At 65.8% G+C, this 20,215-nt stretch carries 21 protein-coding genes; 9 read left to right on the forward strand and 12 right to left on the reverse strand.

All coding sequences use genetic code 11. From position 1 onward, the window contains the following. Window positions 1-113: 113 nt before the first annotated feature. A complete protein-coding gene (locus VCS63_RS14430; RefSeq protein ID WP_165611723.1) occupies window positions 114-290 on the reverse strand; it encodes a hypothetical protein in 177 nt (58 codons plus the stop codon). A 160-nt stretch (window positions 291-450) separates the two neighbouring features. Continuing rightward, entirely contained in the window at window positions 451-1,362 is a 912-nt protein-coding gene (locus tag VCS63_RS14435; protein ID WP_063962643.1) for an EAL domain-containing protein, read from the reverse strand. Window positions 1,363-1,669: 307 nt separating this feature from the next. On the opposite strand from VCS63_RS14435, the gene VCS63_RS14440 reads away from it, so the two are divergent. Next, window positions 1,670-3,793 (forward strand): FUSC family protein, encoded by a 2,124-nt coding sequence (locus VCS63_RS14440; RefSeq protein WP_323880160.1) that lies wholly within the window; start codon window positions 1,670-1,672, stop codon window positions 3,791-3,793. Between the two features lie 113 nt (window positions 3,794-3,906). Further along, a complete protein-coding gene (locus tag VCS63_RS14445; RefSeq protein WP_042793610.1) occupies window positions 3,907-4,740 on the forward strand; it encodes a universal stress protein in 834 nt (277 codons plus the stop codon). Here the strand turns inward: VCS63_RS14445 and VCS63_RS14450 are convergent. The 3 genes from VCS63_RS14450 to VCS63_RS14460 all read right to left on the reverse strand — a co-directional run bounded on the left by VCS63_RS14450 (window position 4,737) and on the right by VCS63_RS14460 (window position 6,224). Next, complete coding sequence (locus tag VCS63_RS14450) at window positions 4,737-5,693, reverse strand: 2-hydroxyacid dehydrogenase (RefSeq protein ID WP_323880163.1); 957 nt, start codon at window positions 5,691-5,693, stop codon at window positions 4,737-4,739. The genes VCS63_RS14445 and VCS63_RS14450 overlap by 4 nt on opposite strands. Before the next feature lie 163 nt (window positions 5,694-5,856). After that, window positions 5,857-6,009 (reverse strand): DUF3309 family protein, encoded by a 153-nt coding sequence (locus VCS63_RS14455; RefSeq protein WP_042793612.1) that lies wholly within the window; start codon window positions 6,007-6,009, stop codon window positions 5,857-5,859. A gap of 47 nt (window positions 6,010-6,056) precedes the next feature. Continuing rightward, the gene (locus VCS63_RS14460; protein WP_013393888.1) at window positions 6,057-6,224 is read right to left on the reverse strand and encodes a hypothetical protein; all 168 of its coding nucleotides are present in this window, start codon (window positions 6,222-6,224) and stop codon (window positions 6,057-6,059) included. 124 nt (window positions 6,225-6,348) lie between these two features. Between VCS63_RS14460 and VCS63_RS14465 the strand changes: the two genes are divergently transcribed. Next, window positions 6,349-7,401 (forward strand): DNA topoisomerase IB, encoded by a 1,053-nt coding sequence (locus VCS63_RS14465; RefSeq protein WP_323880165.1) that lies wholly within the window; start codon window positions 6,349-6,351, stop codon window positions 7,399-7,401. Window positions 7,402-7,404: 3 nt separating this feature from the next. Here VCS63_RS14465 and VCS63_RS14470 read toward each other — a convergent pair whose 3' ends face one another. Further along, window positions 7,405-7,656: a hypothetical protein gene (locus tag VCS63_RS14470; protein ID WP_082884585.1), complete on the reverse strand. Its 252-nt coding sequence runs from the start codon at window positions 7,654-7,656 to the stop codon at window positions 7,405-7,407. Between the two features lie 563 nt (window positions 7,657-8,219). On the opposite strand from VCS63_RS14470, the gene VCS63_RS14480 reads away from it, so the two are divergent. Next, window positions 8,220-8,561: a DUF883 family protein gene (locus tag VCS63_RS14480; RefSeq protein WP_042793613.1), complete on the forward strand. Its 342-nt coding sequence runs from the start codon at window positions 8,220-8,222 to the stop codon at window positions 8,559-8,561. A gap of 105 nt (window positions 8,562-8,666) precedes the next feature. Next, the gene (locus VCS63_RS14485; RefSeq protein ID WP_063640595.1) at window positions 8,667-9,554 is read left to right on the forward strand and encodes an SDR family oxidoreductase; all 888 of its coding nucleotides are present in this window, start codon (window positions 8,667-8,669) and stop codon (window positions 9,552-9,554) included. A gap of 136 nt (window positions 9,555-9,690) precedes the next feature. Here VCS63_RS14485 and VCS63_RS14490 read toward each other — a convergent pair whose 3' ends face one another. Together VCS63_RS14490 and VCS63_RS14495 are read right to left on the reverse strand one after the other, a co-directional pair. Beyond that, complete coding sequence (locus tag VCS63_RS14490; RefSeq protein WP_076813564.1) at window positions 9,691-10,314, reverse strand: DUF4142 domain-containing protein; 624 nt, start codon at window positions 10,312-10,314, stop codon at window positions 9,691-9,693. Between the two features lie 28 nt (window positions 10,315-10,342). Next, window positions 10,343-10,933 (reverse strand): hypothetical protein, encoded by a 591-nt coding sequence (locus VCS63_RS14495; RefSeq protein ID WP_323880169.1) that lies wholly within the window; start codon window positions 10,931-10,933, stop codon window positions 10,343-10,345. A 159-nt stretch (window positions 10,934-11,092) separates the two neighbouring features. Here VCS63_RS14495 and VCS63_RS14500 point away from each other — a divergent pair, with 159 nt between their 5' ends. Then, window positions 11,093-11,377 (forward strand): DUF378 domain-containing protein, encoded by a 285-nt coding sequence (locus tag VCS63_RS14500; protein WP_063640592.1) that lies wholly within the window; start codon window positions 11,093-11,095, stop codon window positions 11,375-11,377. A gap of 14 nt (window positions 11,378-11,391) precedes the next feature. On the opposite strand, the gene VCS63_RS14505 is transcribed toward VCS63_RS14500, so the two are convergent. Then, window positions 11,392-11,625, reverse strand: a complete 234-nt coding sequence (locus VCS63_RS14505) for a hypothetical protein (RefSeq protein ID WP_063640591.1) — start codon at window positions 11,623-11,625, stop codon at window positions 11,392-11,394. 163 nt (window positions 11,626-11,788) lie between these two features. Between VCS63_RS14505 and VCS63_RS14510 the strand changes: the two genes are divergently transcribed. Beyond that, the gene (locus VCS63_RS14510; RefSeq protein WP_042793619.1) at window positions 11,789-12,172 is read left to right on the forward strand and encodes a hypothetical protein; all 384 of its coding nucleotides are present in this window, start codon (window positions 11,789-11,791) and stop codon (window positions 12,170-12,172) included. Between the two features lie 2 nt (window positions 12,173-12,174). On the opposite strand, the gene VCS63_RS14515 is transcribed toward VCS63_RS14510, so the two are convergent. Then, window positions 12,175-13,551: a sigma-54-dependent transcriptional regulator gene (locus tag VCS63_RS14515; protein ID WP_278486435.1), complete on the reverse strand. Its 1,377-nt coding sequence runs from the start codon at window positions 13,549-13,551 to the stop codon at window positions 12,175-12,177. 184 nt (window positions 13,552-13,735) lie between these two features. Here VCS63_RS14515 and VCS63_RS14520 point away from each other — a divergent pair, with 184 nt between their 5' ends. Beyond that, a complete protein-coding gene (locus tag VCS63_RS14520; protein ID WP_323880171.1) occupies window positions 13,736-14,749 on the forward strand; it encodes a sigma-54 dependent transcriptional regulator in 1,014 nt (337 codons plus the stop codon). A 133-nt stretch (window positions 14,750-14,882) separates the two neighbouring features. Then, complete coding sequence (locus tag VCS63_RS14525; protein ID WP_323880336.1) at window positions 14,883-16,361, forward strand: RNA polymerase factor sigma-54; 1,479 nt, start codon at window positions 14,883-14,885, stop codon at window positions 16,359-16,361. Here VCS63_RS14525 and VCS63_RS14530 read toward each other — a convergent pair. Together VCS63_RS14530 and VCS63_RS14535 are read right to left on the reverse strand one after the other, a co-directional pair. Then, window positions 16,358-19,360, reverse strand: coding sequence for an ATP-binding protein (locus VCS63_RS14530; protein ID WP_323880173.1), 3,003 nt, complete (start codon window positions 19,358-19,360; stop codon window positions 16,358-16,360). The two genes, VCS63_RS14525 and VCS63_RS14530, sit on opposite strands and share 4 nt — an antisense overlap. A gap of 96 nt (window positions 19,361-19,456) precedes the next feature. Beyond that, entirely contained in the window at window positions 19,457-20,167 is a 711-nt protein-coding gene (locus VCS63_RS14535; RefSeq protein WP_042793623.1) for a DUF2325 domain-containing protein, read from the reverse strand. Window positions 20,168-20,215 lie beyond the last annotated feature (48 nt).

A 20,215-nucleotide genomic window follows, 5' to 3' on the forward strand; every position in this document is an offset into this window, starting at 1 on the left:
GCACCCGATAAGCGCCGCGCACGCATAAACGGCCTTGTCCGCCCACAGCGGGACAAGGCCGTTTCACCGCGCTACCCGCCCGACTAAAGGGTCCGGAGCACGCGGTCTATGAGTCAGCGCGGCATCTTGCTTTGCTGGCCCGGGTTCTGCCCCGGCTGCTGCCGGTCTTTATCGGCATGCTGACCGGACTGGCCGGGCTGCTGCCCGGGCTGCTTGCGGTCCCTGGGGTCTTCCTGGGCCTGTTGCTTCTGCTGCTGCTTTTGCTGGTCGGGCTGGTTCTGATTGGGCATTGCAAGTCTCCTGGAAAGCGGAAAAAGCTCCGCCATACCCTCTTCAGCAACCCGCGTGCCCAAACGTGGGGAGCCCTTGCGGCATCCCGGCCGCGGCCAGGCCCGCAGCCGGGGAGCAGAGTTCCGCCTTGTCGGTAAAAATTGCGCTAGCGCGCCACCGCTATTGCGTGGCCGCGTGCCGCTTGCCGCGCCCGGATTGCGGCTCCGAGGCCCCATCGTGGGCGTCCAGCCAGGAAGAGGTGTATGCCGCGGGCGCCGCCAGCGGTTCACCCTGGTCGCGCTGCGTGCGCAGCCGCACCATCAATTCATCCAGCGGCATGGGACGGCCCAATGCGAAGCCTTGCCCGTAGCGGCAGCCGGCGGCGCGCAAGGCGGGAATGTCCGCGACATTCTCGACGCCTTCGGCCACCACGCGGCGTCCCAACCGGTTCGCCAATTCGGCTGCGGTGCGCAGCACTTCAAACGCAACGGCGCTGCGCCGCATGCGCGTAACGAAATATTGGTCGATCTTGACCTCGGACAGCGGCAGAGCCGACAGCAGCTTCAACGACGCATGACCGGTGCCGAAATCGTCCAGGCTGACTTCGCAGCCCGCGGTTTCAAGCTTCAGCAGCGTCGCCCGCAGTACGTCCAGCTCGCGGATGGGCTGGTCTTCGGTCAATTCCACCCGGACCAGCGAGGCGGGCAATTCCGCCGCGTAGATGCGGTCCAGCAGGAAATCCACGGCAGCTTCATCCGACAAGGTGGACGCAGGCGCATTGATGGCGACCGGCACCGCGATGCCCGCGCGCCGCATCGTCAGCAGCATATCTATCACCCGCAGGCAGACGCGCTCGAACAGTATCTTGTCCAACCCCAGGCGATTGACAGCCGGAATGAATTCGGAGGGCATGATGATGCCCAGCCGGCGATGCCGCCAGCGCGCCAGCGCCTCGGCTGACACGATCCTGCCGGTCAGCAAGTCCACCTGCGGCTGCAACAGCATGCGCAGGCCGTCCTTGCCGGTAATCATGGCGGCGATCTCGTCGTCGCTCGCCATCGAGCCTGTGGAAGCCTCGTGATTCGACGTCATGTCGACACTCCTTGCGCGCCCCTGGGCGAAACCTGCGCTGTCCGGGCGCAGAAAGGGGCACATTGGACTGAGTATTCCCAGCTACAGGGCTTTTTGTATGCGATTTCCAGACTTTCTTCCAGGCAATTTTGCGCCCCTGCGGCGGCAAAGTCACACATATGTATCCATACGTATTAAGCTGCTCGGATTCATGTACGCGGTCGTCCAATCGGCCCCCCTTGCCGATGTCATCGGAAGCGCTTGTCGACATGGTAGGGTTTGCGTCTTTCGTCTCGCTCCGGGCCCTCCCCGCTGTTGCTCTACTCGCGTGAAGAACTTTTTTCCCCATTGGCGCGCCGCCCTGCGCAACGTTTTGTGGCTGGACGCCCTCCAGGCTGCGGCGATCAGCGCCGCGCCCGTCATCCTTGCCGTGCTTGCGCACGAACCGCGCCTGGGCTGGAGCGCTATCGCGGCGTTCTGGGCCTGCTTTGGAGACCCGGGCGGGCCGCTGCGGCAGCGGGCGGGCGCCATGCTGGCGTTGGGCCTCATCGGCGCGCTGTTCTGCTTTTTGGCCAGTGTCAGCGCCACCCATCTGTGGCTCCTGTTGCCCCTGACATTCGTGTGCTGCACCTTCGGCGGCCTGTTACGCGTGCTTGGGCCGGCCGCGGCCATTGTCGGGACCCTGTTGTCGGCGGGCTTCGTGGTGGCGGCCGAGCTGCCTGCGCCGACCTGGTCCGACAGCCTGTCCTACACACTGTTCTTCCTGGCAGGCGCAGCCTGGGCCATCCTGATGACCGCGCTGGTGTGGCGGCGGCGTCCCTGGAAGGACGCCACGCATGCGGTCGCGCACTGCTACCGCAGCCTGGCGGATTTTGCCGACGCGCTGGCCCGCATGTATTCCGGACTGACGCCGGCGACCAGCCCCCAGGCATGGAGCGCCGTGACGCGGCCGCAGCGCAGCGCCTTGCGCGCAGCGCTCGAAGCCGCTCGCGTGCGTATACGCGAAGTGCAGGATGCCCGGCCTTCGCGCCGCGCCCGCGCGCACCAGCTGCTGTACTTGCTGGATCATGCCGAGGACAGCTTCATCGCGCTGGTGGCCGCCGCCGATCTGCTGGAATCGAACGCGCCGCGATGGCTGGGCCGCGGCGCCGGCGCCCATCTCTCCCACGCGTTGCACCGCTACGCCAGCCTGAGCAATGCCATCGCCAGCACATCGGACGTCAACGATGCCAAGCAGGCGCAATGCCTGCGCGAACGGCTGGCCCATTACAGCGCCGGCCTGCACGAGCTGCGCGGCAGCGCCATGGCCCATGCGCCCGAGCTGGCGACCATGGTGCCGGTGCTGGACCGCCTGCTGCATGCGGCCCAGGCAGTCACGCAGTCCTTGTTCGACCAGGGCGATGCGCCGGTGGCGCCGGTACGCGACCGCCTTACGGAGGGGCGCACAAAAACGGCCTGGCGCGTCTTGCGCCAGAACCTGAGTTTCGAGTCCGACGCCTTTCGCCACGCCTTGCGCGTGGGCGTAGGCGCCACCATCGCGGTTGCGCTGTCCAAGACTTTCGCTGTCAACCATGGCTATTGGATGTCGCTGACCCTGGTCTTCATCCTGCAACCCTACTTCGCCACGACCTGGCAACGCACGCTGGAGCGCGTCGCGGGCAGCGTGGCCGGCGCCATCGGCGCCTCGCTCCTGGGCTTGTTTCTCAGCACCCCCTTGTCGGTGGCGCTGGCGGTGCTGCCGATTGCGCTAGGCACCTTCGCTGCGCGCACTATCCACTACGCGCTGTTCACATTCTTCCTGACGTCGCAGTTCGTGCTGGTCACGCACATCCAGCAGCCCGAGATCTACGAGCCCATGCTCGCCGCCCTGCGCGCATTCAATAGCGTGCTGGGCGGCATACTGGCGTTGCTGGTCGGCTTTCTGGTCTGGCCGGAAAAAGAGCCGCGCCAGTTGGCCGGCGCGCTCAGCGTGGCGCTGGAACGCCACGCCGCCTATGCACGCGCCCTGCTTCAGGAAAAGAGCGGCGAGCCCGGCGCCGGACAGGATATCGTTGCGCTGCGCCGCATGGCCTGCCTGTCGGCCGACAACGCCCAGGCGTCACTGCAGCGCCTGCAGCAGAATCCGGTGCATCGCGACCGCAACGTGGGCACGGCGGAGAGCCTGCTGAACGCCATGCGCCGGGTCACGGCGGCGGGCACCGTGCTGGAAATACAGCCCGCCCTGCCCTCGGGGTCGCCTGCCGCCCGTGCGCTCAGCGACTACGGTTCGGTCCTGGCGCACGCCCTGCACCCCCAGGCTTCCGAGTCGCCCCATGGCCGCCAACTGGCCGTGCCCGCGGCTGTCGCCGCCGGCTATCCCGAACTGGCGGGGCCCCTGGATCGCATCGCGCAACAGGCGCGCCAGCTGCGTCAACTGCGTGAGCGGGTGGAACGGGCGCCGGCCGTGCACTAGCGGCCGGTTTGCGCGGGCTCGGGCGAACTGCCCCTGCCTTGACGCGCATCAATGGCGAAATGTCCGGAAAGCGTAACCATAGGGGCATGGCAAGCTTAAACAAGGAGGCCTCCATGTACCGCCGCATTTCCGTCCACCTGGACCACGGATTCGACTGCAAACGCCGCATTGAAGCTGCCCTTGCCTTGGCCAAGCGCCACAAGGCCGAACTGGTTGGCATCTATGCCAACGCCGCGCCGCCGCAGTATTACTACGGCGAGTCCGTGCTCATGTCACGCTCGCTGGGCATCATCAAGGAATTACAGGCGCAGAACCGTGACGCGGTGGAAAATGCCTTCCTGGAAGCGGCCGCCCAAGCGGACGTGCCCGCCTTCATGCGCTCTGGCACCTCTTCGCCCAGTGAAACCGTGGCGCTCCTGGGCCGCACGACCGATCTCATCGTCGTCAGCCAGGAAAACCGTGAGGACATCGAAGCCGCGCACGAAATCGAGTTCGTCGAGCAGACGCTATTGACCGCGGGCCGGCCGGTGCTGGCGATTCCGTCCAGCGGCGAATTCCCGGTCATCGGCGACCGCGTGCTGTGCTGCTGGGACGGCAGCCGCGAGGCGGCCCGGGCCCTGGCGGACGCCGCGCCCATCCTGCGCCTGGCCTCGCATATGATCGTCCTGACCATGAACGAAGGCGCCGCCTCCCCCAAGGCCGAAGCGCCGTTCGAGGACCTGGCTACCTATTGCGTGGCGCAGGGCATGCCGGCGCCCGAGCACGTGCGCCGCGACATCAAGGGCGTCGGCGTGGGCAGCACCATCCTGAATGCCGCCGCGGACCATAGCGCTGACCTGATCGTCATGGGCGCCTACGGCCATAGCAAGCTGCGTCAATGGGCGCTGGGCGGTGCGACGGCGTCCATCCTCAAGAGCATGACCGTGCCGGTCATGTTCTCGCACTAGGAAGCAGCTGCCACGTCCTGGCGCACGGGCGTCAGGACCGGCTTGCCGGCAAAGTGCGCCGTGGCGTTGTCCAGGAACAGCGTCACGGTGGCGTGCACCGCTTCAGGCGAGCGCCCCGCGCTGTGCGGGGTCAGCACCACATTGTCGAGCGCAATCAGCGCCTTCGGCACCTCGGGTTCTCCGTCCACCACGTCCAATCCGGCGCCCGCGATGCGGCGCGCCGACAGCGCCGCGATCAGCGCGTCGGTATCGACCACGCTGCCACGAGCGATATTTACCAGATAGCCCTCCGGCCCCAGCGCTTCCAGTACGTCGGCGTTCACCAGGTGACGCGTTTGCGCCCCGCCCGGCGTTGCCACCACCAGGAAATCCGAGGCCGCAGCCAGCGCGCGCGGGCTGTCGAAATAGGCGTAACCGGTGTCCGGCCTGACACGCCGGCTGTAGTAGCCCACGCGCATGCCGAAACCGTGCGCGCCGCGCCGGGCAATTTCCAGACCGATCGTGCCCAGGCCCAGAATGCCCAAGCGCTTGCCGGAGATTTGCGGTCCCATGAAGCCGCTCCAATGGCCTTGGCGCACGGCAGCATCAGCCTGCGGCAGCCGCCGCGCCGCGCCCAGCAGCAGCGCCATGGCATGGTCGGCGACCGACACCGCATTGGCGCCCGGGCCGTTCGTCACCACGACGCCATGCTCGGCGGCTGCGGCGAGGTCGATGTTCTCATAGCCGACGCCCAGCGAACAGGCTATCTCCAACGCAGGCATTGCCGCGATCTCGTCGGCGCGCAAGCCGGTGGCCCCGCGCGTAAGCACGATGCGGACTTCGTGGCCGTGGTCGCGGATTGCCTGGGCGCGCGACGCCGCGGTGGGCGCATAGATCACGCGAAAGCCGCGCGCTTCGATTTCTGGCAGGTAGTCCTGCACACTTTCAATCAGGACAAGCAAGGGAATGGTCATGTCGGGAGATGCCGCGGATAGCGGGGCTGCATTCAAACCCGGCGATCTTACGCCTGGGCATTGGCGCGCGCCACCGGCCCATCCGTCTGGCGGCCACCCGGCAACCGAAAGATCCGCGCGCCGCCCGACGCGGCGCGCGGATCCGGTACCGGACAGCGCCCCGCTACAGGCGTCCGGTCAATAGCATCACGATCAGCACGATCAGCAGAATGCCCAGTATGCCGCTGGGGTAATAGCCCCAGCCCCGGCTATGGGGCCAGGCGGGCACGGCGCCGATCAGCAGGAGGATAAGGACAATCAGCAGGATGGTCGACATGGCGACTCCTCGGTTCTTGTTGGGTCAGTGGGATTCCGTGGCCAGCGTCACGGGCTGGGCGGCGTGATTTCCTTGCCGGGCGGCGACAAGGGCGGCAGGTCGACGTCCGGCTCGTCGGTATCCGGATCCACCGGCAAATCCCCCGGAGGCGAACCTGGCGGTATGGGATCTGGCTTGGGCGGAACGTGCAGGTAATACGAGTACGCGATGTGCATGGCGGTCTCCGGGGAAAATCCACCCGTCTGTCAGCAAGCAGCGTGCCCGCCCCTTCCTGCACGCCGGCCCGGGCACGCCGGATGCTGATGCGACCGCCCCGGTCCTGAGGCTGCCGCAGATACCATGAAATCCAACTCCCAGGCGCCGCGCGCTTCCGGCAGCGCGGCGCTGGTCTACTACGACGATAGCCGGGCGGGCTATGCCAGGGTGCGCGTCAATGGCCACACCTTTCATTACCTGGATACCCAAGGCCAACGCATTCGCGACCCGCGCGAAATTCAGCGCATCAATGCCCTGGCGATACCCCCGGCCTACGAGCAGGTGTGGATTTGTCCTTCCCCCCACGGACATTTGCAGGCTACTGGCCGCGATGCGCGCGGGCGCAAGCAATACCGCTATCACCCCGAATGGACGGCGGTTCGCGACGCGAGCAAGTACCAGAGCCTCGCTGCCTTCGGAGAGACGCTGCCGCGCATCCGGCGTCAGGTGGAACGCGACCTGGGGAGCCACGGCCTCACCCAAAAAAAGGTGATCGCCGTACTGGTGCGGCTGCTGGAGGCAACCTTGGTGCGCATCGGCGCGCGTGAGTACGCCCGGACGAACAAATCCTATGGCCTCACGACGCTCAAGCGCCGCCACGTAAGGGTAACCGGCGACCGGTTCCGATTCCGTTTCCAGGGTAAGAGCGGCGTAACCCATGACGTTACGGCGGCAGACAGACGGGTGGCCCGCGTCATCAAGCGCTGTCTGGACATACCCGGCCAGCAACTCTTCCAATACCTGGACGACGACGGCGGCAGCCATCCGGTGGATTCAGGCGCGGTCAATGCCTATCTGCGCGAAGCCGGCCACGGCGATTTCACGGCGAAACACTATCGGACCTGGGCGGGGTCGGTCATGGCGTACGCGGCCCTGCAACGGTGTCCAAGCGAAGACGCCGCGCAAGCGCAAAAGAATGTGGTGGAAGTCGTCAAACAGGTGGCACGGCGTTTGGCCAACACGCCCGCAGTGTGCCGCGCGTGCTATATCCATCCCGCCATTCTGACCGCCTATCTGGAGGGAACGCTGCCCGCGCGCGCGGCAGCGCCCAAGGGGCCGGCGGGGCTGAACGCGGACGAACGCCGCCTGCTCGCCTTTCTGCGCGGCGGTGCCGGCGCCGGGCATGCCTCGGGCTGAGGTTCAGAGGATGGAAGAACGCGCGTTCTTAGCCCGCGGCTGTGGCGCGGAACCGTCCGCCCAATTCGATTCGGTACGGGTATCTGCGACGATCCGCTTATCGCGCGCCGCTTCGTCCGGTGTCGAGGAGTCTGGTTTATCCGGTCTGCGCGGAACATCGACGGGAGAGCGTGGCGGCAGTATCTTAGCGTTGTCTTCCGGCTGCTTGCCGGCCTGAGCCGACTTTGCGGATCCGGGTACGGATGCTGGTTTCATGCGTGGCTCCAGAGGATTCCCCCATGGGATCTGAACTCCAATGCTACGTCTGTCGCGCCACGCGGATCATCCCCGGCGGCTTCAAATTGCAAGCGGATGTGCCCCTGTCGGCAGGCGCGCCGATTGGCGCGCCTGCCAGGCATACACAAGGAGATGCAATGCGAGACCCAAACTTCGATCAATGTGTGCAAGCCTGCTATGAATGCGCCGTGGCTTGCGACATCTGCGCGTCCGCCTGCCTGGAGGGGAATCCAGCGGCGATGAAGCGCTGCATCGCGCTATGCACCGATTGCGGGGCGGTCTGCCGGTTGTGCGCAGCCATGTTGGCGCGCGATGGCGAATTTGCCAACGCCCTGTGTACTTTGTGCGCATTGATGTGTGATGCCTGCGCGCGCGAATGTACACCGCACGAGGCATCGCATTGCCAGGTTTGCGCCGGCGCGTGCCTGAGCTGCACGCTCGCCTGCCGAGACATGCTGGAGGCCTGAGCCCCAGAACCACCGCGCGGCCGCCCGGGCCGGTCCGCGTCGATGTTTTTCCCGCCCGACAGCCAGGAGCTACCGATGGCCTCTACCAATACCCCCCTGCCCTCCGACTTTCCGGAAAACGGTCCAGACAATCGCGGCGCCCACCGGCGCACGCGGCATCCGGAAGCCTGGATAGACGAACTGGAAGCCACGCTCAGCGACACGGGCGCCACGGATATGGAGGCACTCAAGGCACGTTTGTCCGAGCAGCTGCGCGCGACGCGGCGCAGCCTGCGAGACGCTTCCGACAACGCCAGCGACCTGATGCGCGAGACCATCGATTGCACCGAGGAATACATCCACGCCCGCCCCTGGCAGGCAATCGGGCTGGTGGCCGGCGCGGCCTTCCTGTTCGGTGTGGTGGTGGGCCGGCAGTAGCACTCAGGCCCGCGGCCCGCGCGCCGCGGGCACTCCCCGGCCGGGCATGCCAATTGCTCGAGGATGGGCGAGGCGCCTGCCGCGCCCGCCCATCAGGAGAATCGCATGAGCAAACCCGACCAAGCCGGCACCGGCGCCCGGCCCCATCCCACGCCTCCCATGCCTGCCCAGCATCTGGAAAAACCAGGCCAGGAAGCAGACATGGTCCTCAAGCCCCAATACCAGGCGCCACAATACAAGGGTAGCGGCAAGCTGGAAGGCATGGCTGCCCTGGTGACGGGCGGCGACTCGGGTATAGGCAGGGCCGTGTGCCTGCTTTATGCCCGTGAAGGCGCCGACGTGGCGGTAGTCTATCTTTGCGAGCACGAAGACGCGGAAGAAACCCGGCGCGCCATCGAGGACGAGGGCAGGCGCTGCGTGCTGATTCCCGGTGATGTGCAGGATCCGGCGTTTTGCGCAAAGGCGGTCGAAGAGGCTGTCCAGGCATTCGGCAAGCTCGACGTGCTGGTGAACAATGCGGCCTACCAGCAGCATACGGACACGCTGCCGGAAATCAGCGACGAGAAATGGGACAAGACGCTGCGAACCAACATCACCGGCTATTTCCAGATGGCCCGCGCGGCGCTGCCGCATCTGCGGGCGGGTTCGTCCATCATCAATACCGGGTCTGTCACGGGTCTGCGCGGCAGCGCCAAGCTGCTGGACTATTCCACCACCAAGGGGGCGATCCACGCCTTCACCCGGTCCCTGGCAGCCAATCTTGCCGAGCAAGGCGTGCGCGTGAACGCCGTGGCTCCCGGGCCGGTATGGACGCCGCTCAATCCTGCGGACCAGAGCGCCGAAAAGATCAAGGAATTTGGCAAGCACACGGACTTCGGCCGCCCCGCGCAACCCGAGGAAATCTCCCCCGCCTACGTCTTTCTTGCCTCCCCGGCCTGCTCCAGCTACATCACCGGCATCGTGCTGCCCATTACCGGCAGTGCCGGCGACTGACCTGATATTGCGTCGGCCTCATTGCGTCGGCCTCATTGCGTCGGCCTCATTGCGTCGGCCTTTGCGCGGCCTTATTGCGCCCTCTACGCGGCCTTCTTGCGGGATTTACGCCGGCCGCGCATCCGGGCGCCGGCCTTCAGGGTTTCGCCGGCGCAATCGACGCCGGCGCCTCGCGGGACGCGGGCGACACTGCGGGGGCTTCGCCCTTCACGGCGGGCTGGATCTTATCCGGGTCGGCCGGCGGCACCTTCTGGAGCTTTCGACTCAGGGCGAGGTGCTCGGCCACGACGGGTAACGCACGCGCCGCGAAGTCGCGTACCTGCGGGTCCTTTGCCTCGCGCGCAGCTGTCTCGAACAGGCGATTCGCGGTCGTGTGCGCGTCCACAGCCGCCTTTTCGATGTACAGCGCGTCGAAGTCCGCCCCGGAACGCTCGCCCAGCTGCTTAAGCGTGCCCCGGTCGGGTTCGGATGGTTCGCCGGGCAACTTTACTTGCTTGCGTTCGGCCAAGGTCTTGATCTCGGCATTCATGCCGCGATGCTGCTCCAGCATCTCCGCCGCATACGCCTTGACGTCGTTGCCCGCCGCGCGCTTTTTCGCCAGTTCCGCCGCCTCGACCTCAAACATCCCGGATCCCGCCGCCGCCTGCAGAAAACGCGCGTCCGGCTCCGCCAGCTCCTGGGCCTGGACGCCGCCAAGCACGCCTGGCGCCGCCAGCAGACAAACCGCGACGATGCCGGCAATCCATGTCGTTTTCTTCATTTTTGCCTCCCGTGGCGGGTAGCCCACCCTAGTTCGCCATCGTCTGCGCTTGCACGCGGTGGGGCGGCGTCAGCGGGTCGAAGTCTACCCATTTGCCGTTTTGCCAACGGCCTTGCGCCCGCTCGATGTCCCGGCCGCCTGCCGCCGCCAAAATGTTCCTGGCATGGGCATCGCGGTCGGGCGACACGTGCAACGCCAGCATGACGCCCGCATGGCGCACAGCGGGATGCGCATCCGCCGTGGCGGACGCGGCAACGCGGGTGCGCCGGCCGCGGCCGACGACCCAGAGTGCTCCGGCCAGCGCGCCAAGATACGCGCCGACCCCAGCCGCGGCGATGACAATCAGCACCGGTGCACCCACGCGGGCGGCAATCAGGCCGCCCAGCAGCGCAAATACCAGGCCCAGGGCGGACGCGCCCGCCACCGCACCGAAATGGCCGCCCTTGGCGTCTGGATCCGCGACGCGGTCGCCGCCAATGGGATAGCGCGCGTGCTCGCCCGCGGAATTGATGTAGAAGGTGTGGATATTGTCTTCGGTAAAACCTTCCGCGCACAGCTTGTTCGCCGCCTCGGCGGCCTGGTCGAAAGTGTCGAATCGGGCTGCAACGATCAAGGACATAGTGCTCTCCAGCGCGAAAATGCATTGCCGGTCGTGCAGCAATTGCCATGCCCGCGGCGGGCACGGTGCTTGCTGTAGGGGACCAGCGGCCTGGCCAGGCATGCATCGGCAGTCCGCCCGCAGTCCCGCCTATTCGCAGCTCGCGCAAAGGACACCAGCATGGACATGCCAGGCAAGAACGAAGACTTTTCCGAACTGGAAGAAGAACCCGCGCCGCCGCTCGTTCCTCCAGAGACCCGCAGTCTTTCCATCCTGGACTGGTCGGCGTTGATCGCGGTGGTGGCAGGCGGTTTGAATTCCGGCTTGATCGCCGCCGTGGGACTGGACGTGTTCGAGAAGATCCTGCCCTCCGCAGCGGCTATCCGTAGCGTCTACGGACTCATCGGGCTGGCGGCGTTGTACAGCGTCGTGCTGTTGTTCCGCCTGGGTGAAGCGCCGGATTGATCTCCGGAGCGTCACTACTTGCCGCCCGGGCGCTTGCCGGGATACTGGCCCCCTTCTTCGTACTCGGCCCCCCTGTCATTTGGCTTCTTGTCCGAGTCGCGCTTGGGCGCGACGGACCGCTTGCCGAAGCCCGGCTTGTCCGTGCCGAATTGCCCACTGCGGTGTGCGGCTTCAGTCTCGGTATGCGGCTCGTTGGCCTTTGCCTTTTCCGGTTCTGCCTTTTCGTTTTCCGTGCGCTTGCGTTTCATGCTTTCACTCCCCTGCAAATCGGGCAATTTTCCAGGTGGGGGCCAGGATCGCCGGCCCCGGTCCAAGCCCGAGCAAGCGGCGTGCCCGGCGGGGCCGGGCATGGCACTTGCTTCGCTGTGCCACAGGCCCGCGCAGTGTCGGGTCATCCACAAGGAGTCAGTCATGAATCTGTCCCGAGTCGTCTTCCCCGCCGTAGCCCTGAGCCTTTCCGCCCTCGCCTTCCAGGCCCAGGCGCAAACCACGCAAGGCGGCACCACCACCGTGCGCAGCAATGAGCAAATCGACAATCAATACAAGCTGGACAAAAAACGCTGCGACGGCATGAAAGGCAATGAGAAGGACGTCTGCCAGCAGCAGGCCGAAGCCACGCGCGACAAAGCCCGGGCCGATGCCAAGGCAGGCAAGGAAAAGGCCGAGGCCTCGCACGACGCTGCCAAGACGCGCAACGACGCCGACTACAAGGTCGGCAAGGAGAAATGCGACGGCATGTCAGGCAACGCCAAGGACGCCTGCATGGCGGACCTGAAAACCCGGTACGGGAAATGAAATCAGGACCGGTCCTGTTCCCGGGCAGGCAGCGCGGCAGACGCTTGCGCGTCCGCCGCGGCATATTCCTCCAGCCTGTTGTAGAGCGTCTTGGGGCTGATGCCGAGCACTGCCGCGGCCTGCTTTTTCACGCCGTTGCAGCGTTCGAGCGTCGCCAGGATCAGGCGCCGGTCCGCTTCCGCCAGCGTTTCTCCCACGGGCACGCTCACGTGCCCGGATGCGCCCTCGCCCGCCGGGGTCACTCGCGGCGTCAGCATGTCTGCGTCAAGCTTGTCGCCATCGGCCATGATGAAGGCGCGGCGCACATAGTTCTTCAGTTCCCGCACATTGCCGGGCCATTCGTATTGCTGGAGCGCGGCGACCGCGCGCGGCGAGAATTCCTTGTTCTTGCCGGATTCCTGGTTCAAGCCTTGCAGGAAGCGGTTCGCCAGGAACAGGATATCGTCGCCGCGTTCACGCAGCGCCGGCAGCTTGATGGGAAAGACGCTCAGCCGGTAATACAGGTCTTCGCGCAGCTTGCCTTCTCGCACCGCCTGCTCGGGATCGCGGTTGGTGGCGGCCACAATGCGTATGTCGCAGGCGATTTCCCGATTCGTGCCCACGCGCATGAACTGTCCCGTCTCCAGGACGCGCAGCAACTTCACCTGCAGGTCCAGCGGCATCTCGGTGACTTCGTCCAGAAACAGCGTGCCGCCGTCGGCACGCTCGAAGTAACCCTTGTGCTGGCGGTCCGCCCCGGTAAAACTGCCCCGTTCATGCCCGAACATTTCGCTTTCGATCAGGTTTGGCGAGATCGCGCCGCAATTCACTGCGATCAGCGGCCGTTGGCGGCGCGCGCTGAGCTCATGGATGGCGTGTGCCGCCAGTTCCTTGCCCGTGCCGCTTTCACCGATCAACAAGGTTGTCACGGTGGTGGACGCCACGCGCCCGATCTGGCGATAGAGTTCCTGCATGCACGCGGACGCGCCATACATCTTGCCGTAGCGGCCCGGCTCTTCGAACGGCGCGCCGGCCAGATCGTTACCTGCGCTTGCGTTGACGCGCGCGAAAATACCGTTCAGGCGCTCCATGCAGATGGGCTTGACGAGGTAATCGGTAGCGCCCAGGCGCAGCGCCTGCACGGCGTTGTCCACCGTGCCGTGGCCCGTCATCACCACGACTTCCGCGCTGGCCGCGGCGTCGTTCTTGAATATGTCCATGCCGCTGCCTTCAGGCAGGCGGATGTCTGTCAGCACCAGGTCGGGAATGTGCCGTTCCAGTTGGATCAGCGCATCCTTGACGCTACCGGCCAGGGCTACCGAAAAACCGCTTTCCCGGCCGATCTCGGCCAGGGTTTCCCGGATTGCGGGGTCGTCATCAACGATCAGAAGATGAGGCATGCTTGCTCCGTATCGCGGATCTTGTGATGAGTAAGTCAGCATAGCGATAACGGGCGAATCAGTGGCAAATGTTCGACACTTTCCATCAACATTTTCGAATGCTTGCAAATCGTCGCATCCCGCTCCCTTCCGTCCCTCTAGCATGAGGGCAGACTCATGGCCCGGCGTGGGCCAAGGAATCCGTATGGCGAATCGCAGCACTTCCACCGCCGCGCGCGCCGCGGCAGCCTCCCCTACCGATGCGCTCATGGATGCATCCGGCCTGTCGACCGTGATGCAGAAGTTGAACGCCCAGGTCCAGCTTGCAGCCGCCACGGATGCCAGCGTTTTCATCGTGGGCGAAAGCGGCACCGGCAAGGAGATTGTGGCCCGCGCCATCCACGACGCCAGTGAACGCCGGGAACAGCCCTTTGTTGCCGTGAACTGCGGCGCCATCAGCGGCAGCCTGGCGCATGCCGAATTGTTCGGCCACGAGAAAGGCAGTTTCACGGGCGCGGTCGCTCAGAACGCCGGCTACTTCGAGTACGCCAGTGGCGGCACGCTGTTCCTGGATGAAGTGACCGAAATGCCGCCGGATCTGCAGGTCAACTTTCTGCGCGTGCTGGAGGCCGGTACGTACCAGCGAGTGGGCGGCTCAGATCTGTTGCGCGCGAATGTGCGCATCATCTGCGCGAGCAACCGCGATCCATACGCCTCGGTTGCCGAGGGCCGTTTACGACAGGACTTCCTGCACCGCCTGCTGGTGATTCCGCTGCGCGTTCCGCCCTTGCGCGAACGCGACGGCGACGCGCTGGTGCTGGCGCACTGGTTCCTGGACACCCTGAATACGGCGAACGGCACGCAAAAGACCTTCTCCGCGGAGATGCTGGAAGCAATTGCCCAGCATGACTGGCCCGGCAATGTGCGCGAACTGCGCAACGTAGTGCAGCGAGCGTTCATCCTGGCCGATGGCGTACTTCAGGCCGACCTGCGCCCGCGTTCGCGCGGCGAGCAACGGCCCACAATGCGTGAAGGATCGTTGACGCTTCCTATCGGCATGTCGCTGGGCGAGGCACAACGCGCCTTCATCCTGGCAACCCTGGCGCACCACGCGGGCGATAAGCGCATTGCCGCTGAAACCTTGGGGCTGAGCTTGAAGACGCTCTACAACCGGCTGGACGAATACGAAAGGGACGCGCAGAACCCTGCAGCCTCCTGATGCCTGCAAGGCCGCCGGCGGCACGAGAGGCATTTCTTACCACTCCCTTGTAATACTGAGGCAGTCCGGCGCGCGTCAGCCTCCCGGTCCTGCCCGCAAGGGCACATGGCACGGAGTTTGCTTGAGTATCAGGATGAGTTGCCCGTCGGCAGCCCTTGTCCAGGAGACTCGATTGGCCTACCCCTCGCAAGAATTGCGCCTGCGCCAGCAGATGACGCTGGCGCCCCGGCTCCAGCAATCCGTCAAGCTGCTGCAAATGTCCGCGTTGGAATTCACCACGGCCGTGGAACAGGCCCTGGCCAGCAACCCATTCCTGGAGGACCCCGACGAGCAGGACAGCGACATGCCGTCTGAGGCGCCGACCTTTCCTCCCGCCGCCGAGCAAGCCGTGCCGGCACCCGCCGAGCCCGCGGCGCAAACGGAGCCGCCGATGCCGGACGCGCCCGGCTATTCCGGCGACTACCCCACGCGCGCACAGGGCGACGGCCCGGATCGCGACCAGGGCCTATGGGTGACGTCGACGTTGTCGATGAGCCAGCACCTGTCACAGGAACTCGGCAATTATCAGTTGCAGGCGCGGGATCGCCTGCTGGCGGAATACATCATCGACGCCCTGGACGAGGACGGTTACCTGCGTGTGCCGCTGGCCAGCTTGTGGGGCGACAATCATCGCGGCGCGGACCCCGTTCCGGATGAAGGCGAGTGGATGACGGCATTGCGCCTGGTCCAGCAATTGGACACGCCTGGCTTGGCGGCGCGTAGTCTGTCCGAATGCCTGTCGCTGCAATTGGCGGTTGCGACCGGCATCAGCGACGAACAGCGAGGCCTGGCCTTGCGCATTGTGCAGGAACAGCTCGATCGGCTGGCCCGCAACGATTGTGCCGGCCTGCGCCAGCAGCTCGGCTGCTCCGAGGATGCGCTGCGCGAGGCCTGCGCCCTGATCCGCAGCCTGGACCCCAAGCCCGGCAGCCGCTACAGCGCAGAAGCTCCCGTCTATGTCGTTCCCGATGTGTACGTGGATAAGTGGCAGTCGCGCTGGCGCGTGCTGCCCAACCGCAATGCAATGCCCCAGGCCCGGTTGCACCAGACCTATGCCGAACTCTTCCGCCGCGCCCGACTCGATGACCGCAGTCCCATGGCGCAGGAACTCCAGGAAGCCCGTTGGCTGGTCCGCAACGTCGAACAACGTTACGTCACCATCCAGCGTGTGGCAGAGGCCATCGTCAAGCGCCAGCAGACCTTCTTTGAATATGGCGACGTAGCCTTGCGGCCATTGATGCTGCGCGAAGTGGCCGATGATCTGGACATGCACGAATCCACGGTGTCGCGCGCAACCGTCGGCAAATACATGGTGACGCCGCGCGGGGTCTTCGAGTTCCGCCATTTCTTTTCGCGTGAACTGGCGACCGACACCGGTGGATCCTGCTCCGCGACCGCGGTGCGCGCCCTGATCAAGGAAATGGTCGAGGCCGAGGATCCGGCGATGCCGCTGTCGGATGTGGCATTGACGCAGCAACTGGCCGCGAACGGGATTCTGCTGGCGCGCCGCACGGTATCGAAGTACCGCGGGCAGTTGCGCATGCCGCCCGCCGAATTGCGGCGCCGGCACTAGCCGGCCGGGCTGGGTCCGCCGGGCGCGGTGTCGAGCATGCGCTGCACGCGCTCGGACAACTTGTCCAGTCGAAAGGGCTTCACGATCAGCTCCAACCCCTGTTCCAGAAAGCCCTGGCCGCGCGCGGCGCTCTCGGCATACCCCGTCATCAGCAGCACGCGCAGGCCAGGACGCGCCACGCGGGCCGCGTCGGCCAACTGTCGGCCATTAAGGCCTGGCAATCCGACATCGGTCACCAGCAGGTCGATGCCGCGCCCGGACTGCAACACCTCCAACCCGGCCTCGCCGTCGGCGGCAGTCAAGACTTCCAGCCCGAGTTCAGCCAGGCATTCACGCACCATCTCCCGCACGTTCGCATCGTCTTCCACCACCAGCACGACTTCCTTGCGCGCCCCGCCGGGCGACACCGCTGCCGGGCGTTCGCCGTTGCGCAGGTTTTCGGGCGCGCCATCGTGGCGGGGCAGGAACAGCCTCACCGTCGTGCCCTCGCCGACCGTGCTCTCCAGACTGGCCGCGCCGCCCGCCTGCTTGGCGAATCCGTAGATCATGGACAGACCCAGGCCCGTTCCCTGGCCCATAGGCTTGGTCGTGAAAAACGGATCGAACGCGTGCGCCAGCACATCGGGCGGCATGCCACAGCCCTCGTCCGTCACCGAAACCTCCACGAATTTTCCCGCGTGCGCGCCCGCGGATTGCAGGAGCAGCGGATCATCTGGTTCCACGTTGCGCACCGCCACCGTCAATGCACCGCCATTGGGCATCGCATCGCAGGCGTTGATCACTAGATTCAGCATGGCATTCTCGAACTGGTTCTTATCGCAGCACACTGTCCACAATTCAGGTTGCAGGTCCAGCCGCAACGTGACCCGTTCGCCGGTGTAGCGGTGGAACAAGGCGACCATCGATTGAAGCGCCGAGGCCGCGCAGAACGGTTTGGGATCGATGGGCTGGCGACGCGAAAATGTCAGCAGCCGCTGGGTCAGATGCGCAGCCCGGTTCGCCGAATCCATGGCAACGTCCACGAAGCGCAGCGCCTGTTCCGGCGCACCTGCCGTGATCTTGCGCTGGACCAGATACAGCGCGCCCGATATCCCTTGCAGCATATTGTTGAAATCATGGGCAATGCCGCCGGTCAGACGCCCCACCGCTTCCATTTTCTGCGATTGCCGCAGCGCGTTCTCGGTGTCGCGCAGCGCTTCCGCCTGCAGCTTCAGGTCGGTGTCGTCCCGGCCCGTCAGATACAGGCTGTCCTGCGCCCAGGACATGCTCCAGGTTATCCAGCGATAGCCGCCATCTCGCTTGAGCAGGCGGTTTTCGAGATGCTTCGCGCCGGTGCGCGGTCCGATGTCCCCGGTTGCCCAGGCCCACGCGGCCAGGGTCGGCGCCAGGTCGTCGGGATGGATCAACTCACGCAGGTCCATGGACATGAATTGGTCAGGACTCCACCCGAGGATCGACCGCACCGCCGGGTTTACGCTGACAAAGCGTCCTTGCCGGTCGATCACGGCCAGCAGCTCGGCGGACAAGCGCCAGATACGGTCTCGCTCCGCGATCGCATCCTCGACACGCTGCTCCAGCATGCGCGCGTACTGCGAGCGTTCGACGGCGCCGCACATGCGCTCGGCCACTTCCTCGATAAAGGCAATGTCGCTGCCCCTGAGCCGGCTGCCGGACGAAGGCCGCGCCAACAAGGCGCCGCCGTGCCGGCCCCAGCGCCGCAATGGCACGATGATCGCCCAGGGACGGATATCGCCGCCAGCCTCTCCAAGCAGGGGCGCCAGGTACGTCGTGCGTCCTTGGCGCAATGCGGCGTGGTAATCGTCCGTCAAGGCATCGAGGTGATGCGGCGGCTGCCCCAGCAGCTCGGAGGCCGAGGGCCAACTCGAGGAAATGACAGGTGCCTGGCCCTCGCCCTTCGAATCCAGCACCGCCACCTGGCCCAGCGCCAGATGCTGGCTCAGGCCTTCACAAGCGGCCTGCTCGATATCCTCCTGGCGGTGCAGTTCACGCAGGCGGTCTCCCAGCGCGGCCAAATAGATCTTGCGATGTTGCCCTTCCCACAGCTCGGCTTCCGCTGCCTTGCGCGCCGTCACGTCCAGGAACAGCGCCATCATCCTGTCCGCGCCGTCCTTGCGCGCGCGGGCTTCGTACCAGGCTTCCTTGGGCGCGGGCACCATGAACTCGAACTGAGTCGGTTCGCCGGTCTCGACCACTTGGGCGAACGTGTCCATGATCTGCCCGGGCACGCCGGGGATCATTTCGCGCAACGTGTGGCCCAGGGTGTCGCCTTCTTTCATCCCGGTCTGGCGCTCGAATGCGGGATTCACTTCCAGGAAACGGAAGTCGACGATGCGGCCGCTGTCATCGCGCAATGCTTCGCTGAGGAAAAAAGCTTCCTGCATGCCCGCGAACATGGCGCGCCAGCGTTCGCCGCTCTGGCGCAACGCCAGCTCAGTCAGGTGGCGCTCTATGGCCAGCGCGGCGCTGCGGGTCACGAGCGCGATCGCGTCGATGTCATGCGCCGAGGGCGAGCGCACCACGGGGTAGTAATTGGAAAACACGCCGAGCAGGCGGCCATCCGGCGCCTTGATCGGCGTAGACCAGCAGGCCCGCAAACCATGCGACAAGGCCAGGTCCCGCCAGCGTTCCCATCCCGGATTGGCGGCGATATCCTCTACATAGACAGGACTGCCGGTATAGGCCGCCTCGCCCCAGGACGCGGTGTCCGGACGGATGGCGGCCTTGTGCACCGCCGCGTTGTAAGCCATCGGCAAGCTGGGCGCGGCGCCATGCAGGAGAAAATTGCCGGTTTCGTCCACCAGCGCGATGGAGGTGCGCAGCTCCACGCTGGACTGCGCCTCGATGGCATGCAGCACATGCTCCAGCACTTCAGCCAGCGGCACGCCGGCGGCTATCCGCTGCAACATGATGCGCTCATCCTCCAGGCGGGCTAGCGTGTCCGTCCAGGGTAGCGCCACTCGGTCTCGCTTGGTCAGCATGTCGGCCCCCTAACCGCCCACTGTATTCCGGGAGTGGCCGCGCAGCCGAAACGCTAGGTAACCCGACGCTACGGTTAGCCTTCGGGAGCCCCCGGTTCAGCCGTCAGTCTCCAGCGGTTCGCGTTGCAGCCGCAGCGAATGCAGGGCCTCGGGCTTGTCCACCAGCACGCACTGTTTACCGGTGCGGGTGCAATGGTCTTTGACGCGCCAATAGGCGCCATGGCTCACGCAGCCGGTCTGGCAGATCACCAGGTCGGCGGCAACCAGGCTGGCTTCCAGGGTGTCTCCGTCGGCGTCCGCGCCGCCATCGTGGCCCAAGTAGCGTCCACCGGCCAGCTCGACCAGCTTGCGGGTCAACGCCAGGGCCACGGTATCTTCGCCCACGCACAAAACCGCCTTCTCGCGCAGCGTGACGGCTGAGGGCGCGGGCCGCCACGCCGGCGGCTCGCTCAACGTTTCCAGGCCGCGCGCGCAGGCGCTCGTTTTCCCTTGCCAGGCCAGGCGTTCGCGCATCAGGCTCTGCACGCGCTCCATCAGCTGGGTAACGCGGCGAGCCAGCGCCACGCGGCGAGGCAGGCCGGGAATGGACGTCTCCAGCGCCTTGCGGTCTTCGCGCGCCCAAGCCAACGCGGTGTCGCGCAAGATGACCGCCGCGCGCAAGCGCATGGCTTCGCTCTCAAGATAGAGGATGCGCGCGGCCTGCGCCGCAAGCAGTTGGCTGCAATGCGCTTGCGCCTGCCCGTAGGCGGCTAGCAGCGCCGCGTGTTCGCGCTGCAGGCTGCGGCTGTCGGGGGAGATAGGATTCATCGCGGCCCTCGGATCTGAATGGGGAGCTCAGTGAGCGTGCCGCAAATT

It is taken from the genome of Achromobacter sp. D10, from assembly GCF_035282245.1.
In the GTDB taxonomy this organism is placed as follows: Bacteria; Pseudomonadota; Gammaproteobacteria; order Burkholderiales; family Burkholderiaceae_B; genus Achromobacter; species Achromobacter insolitus.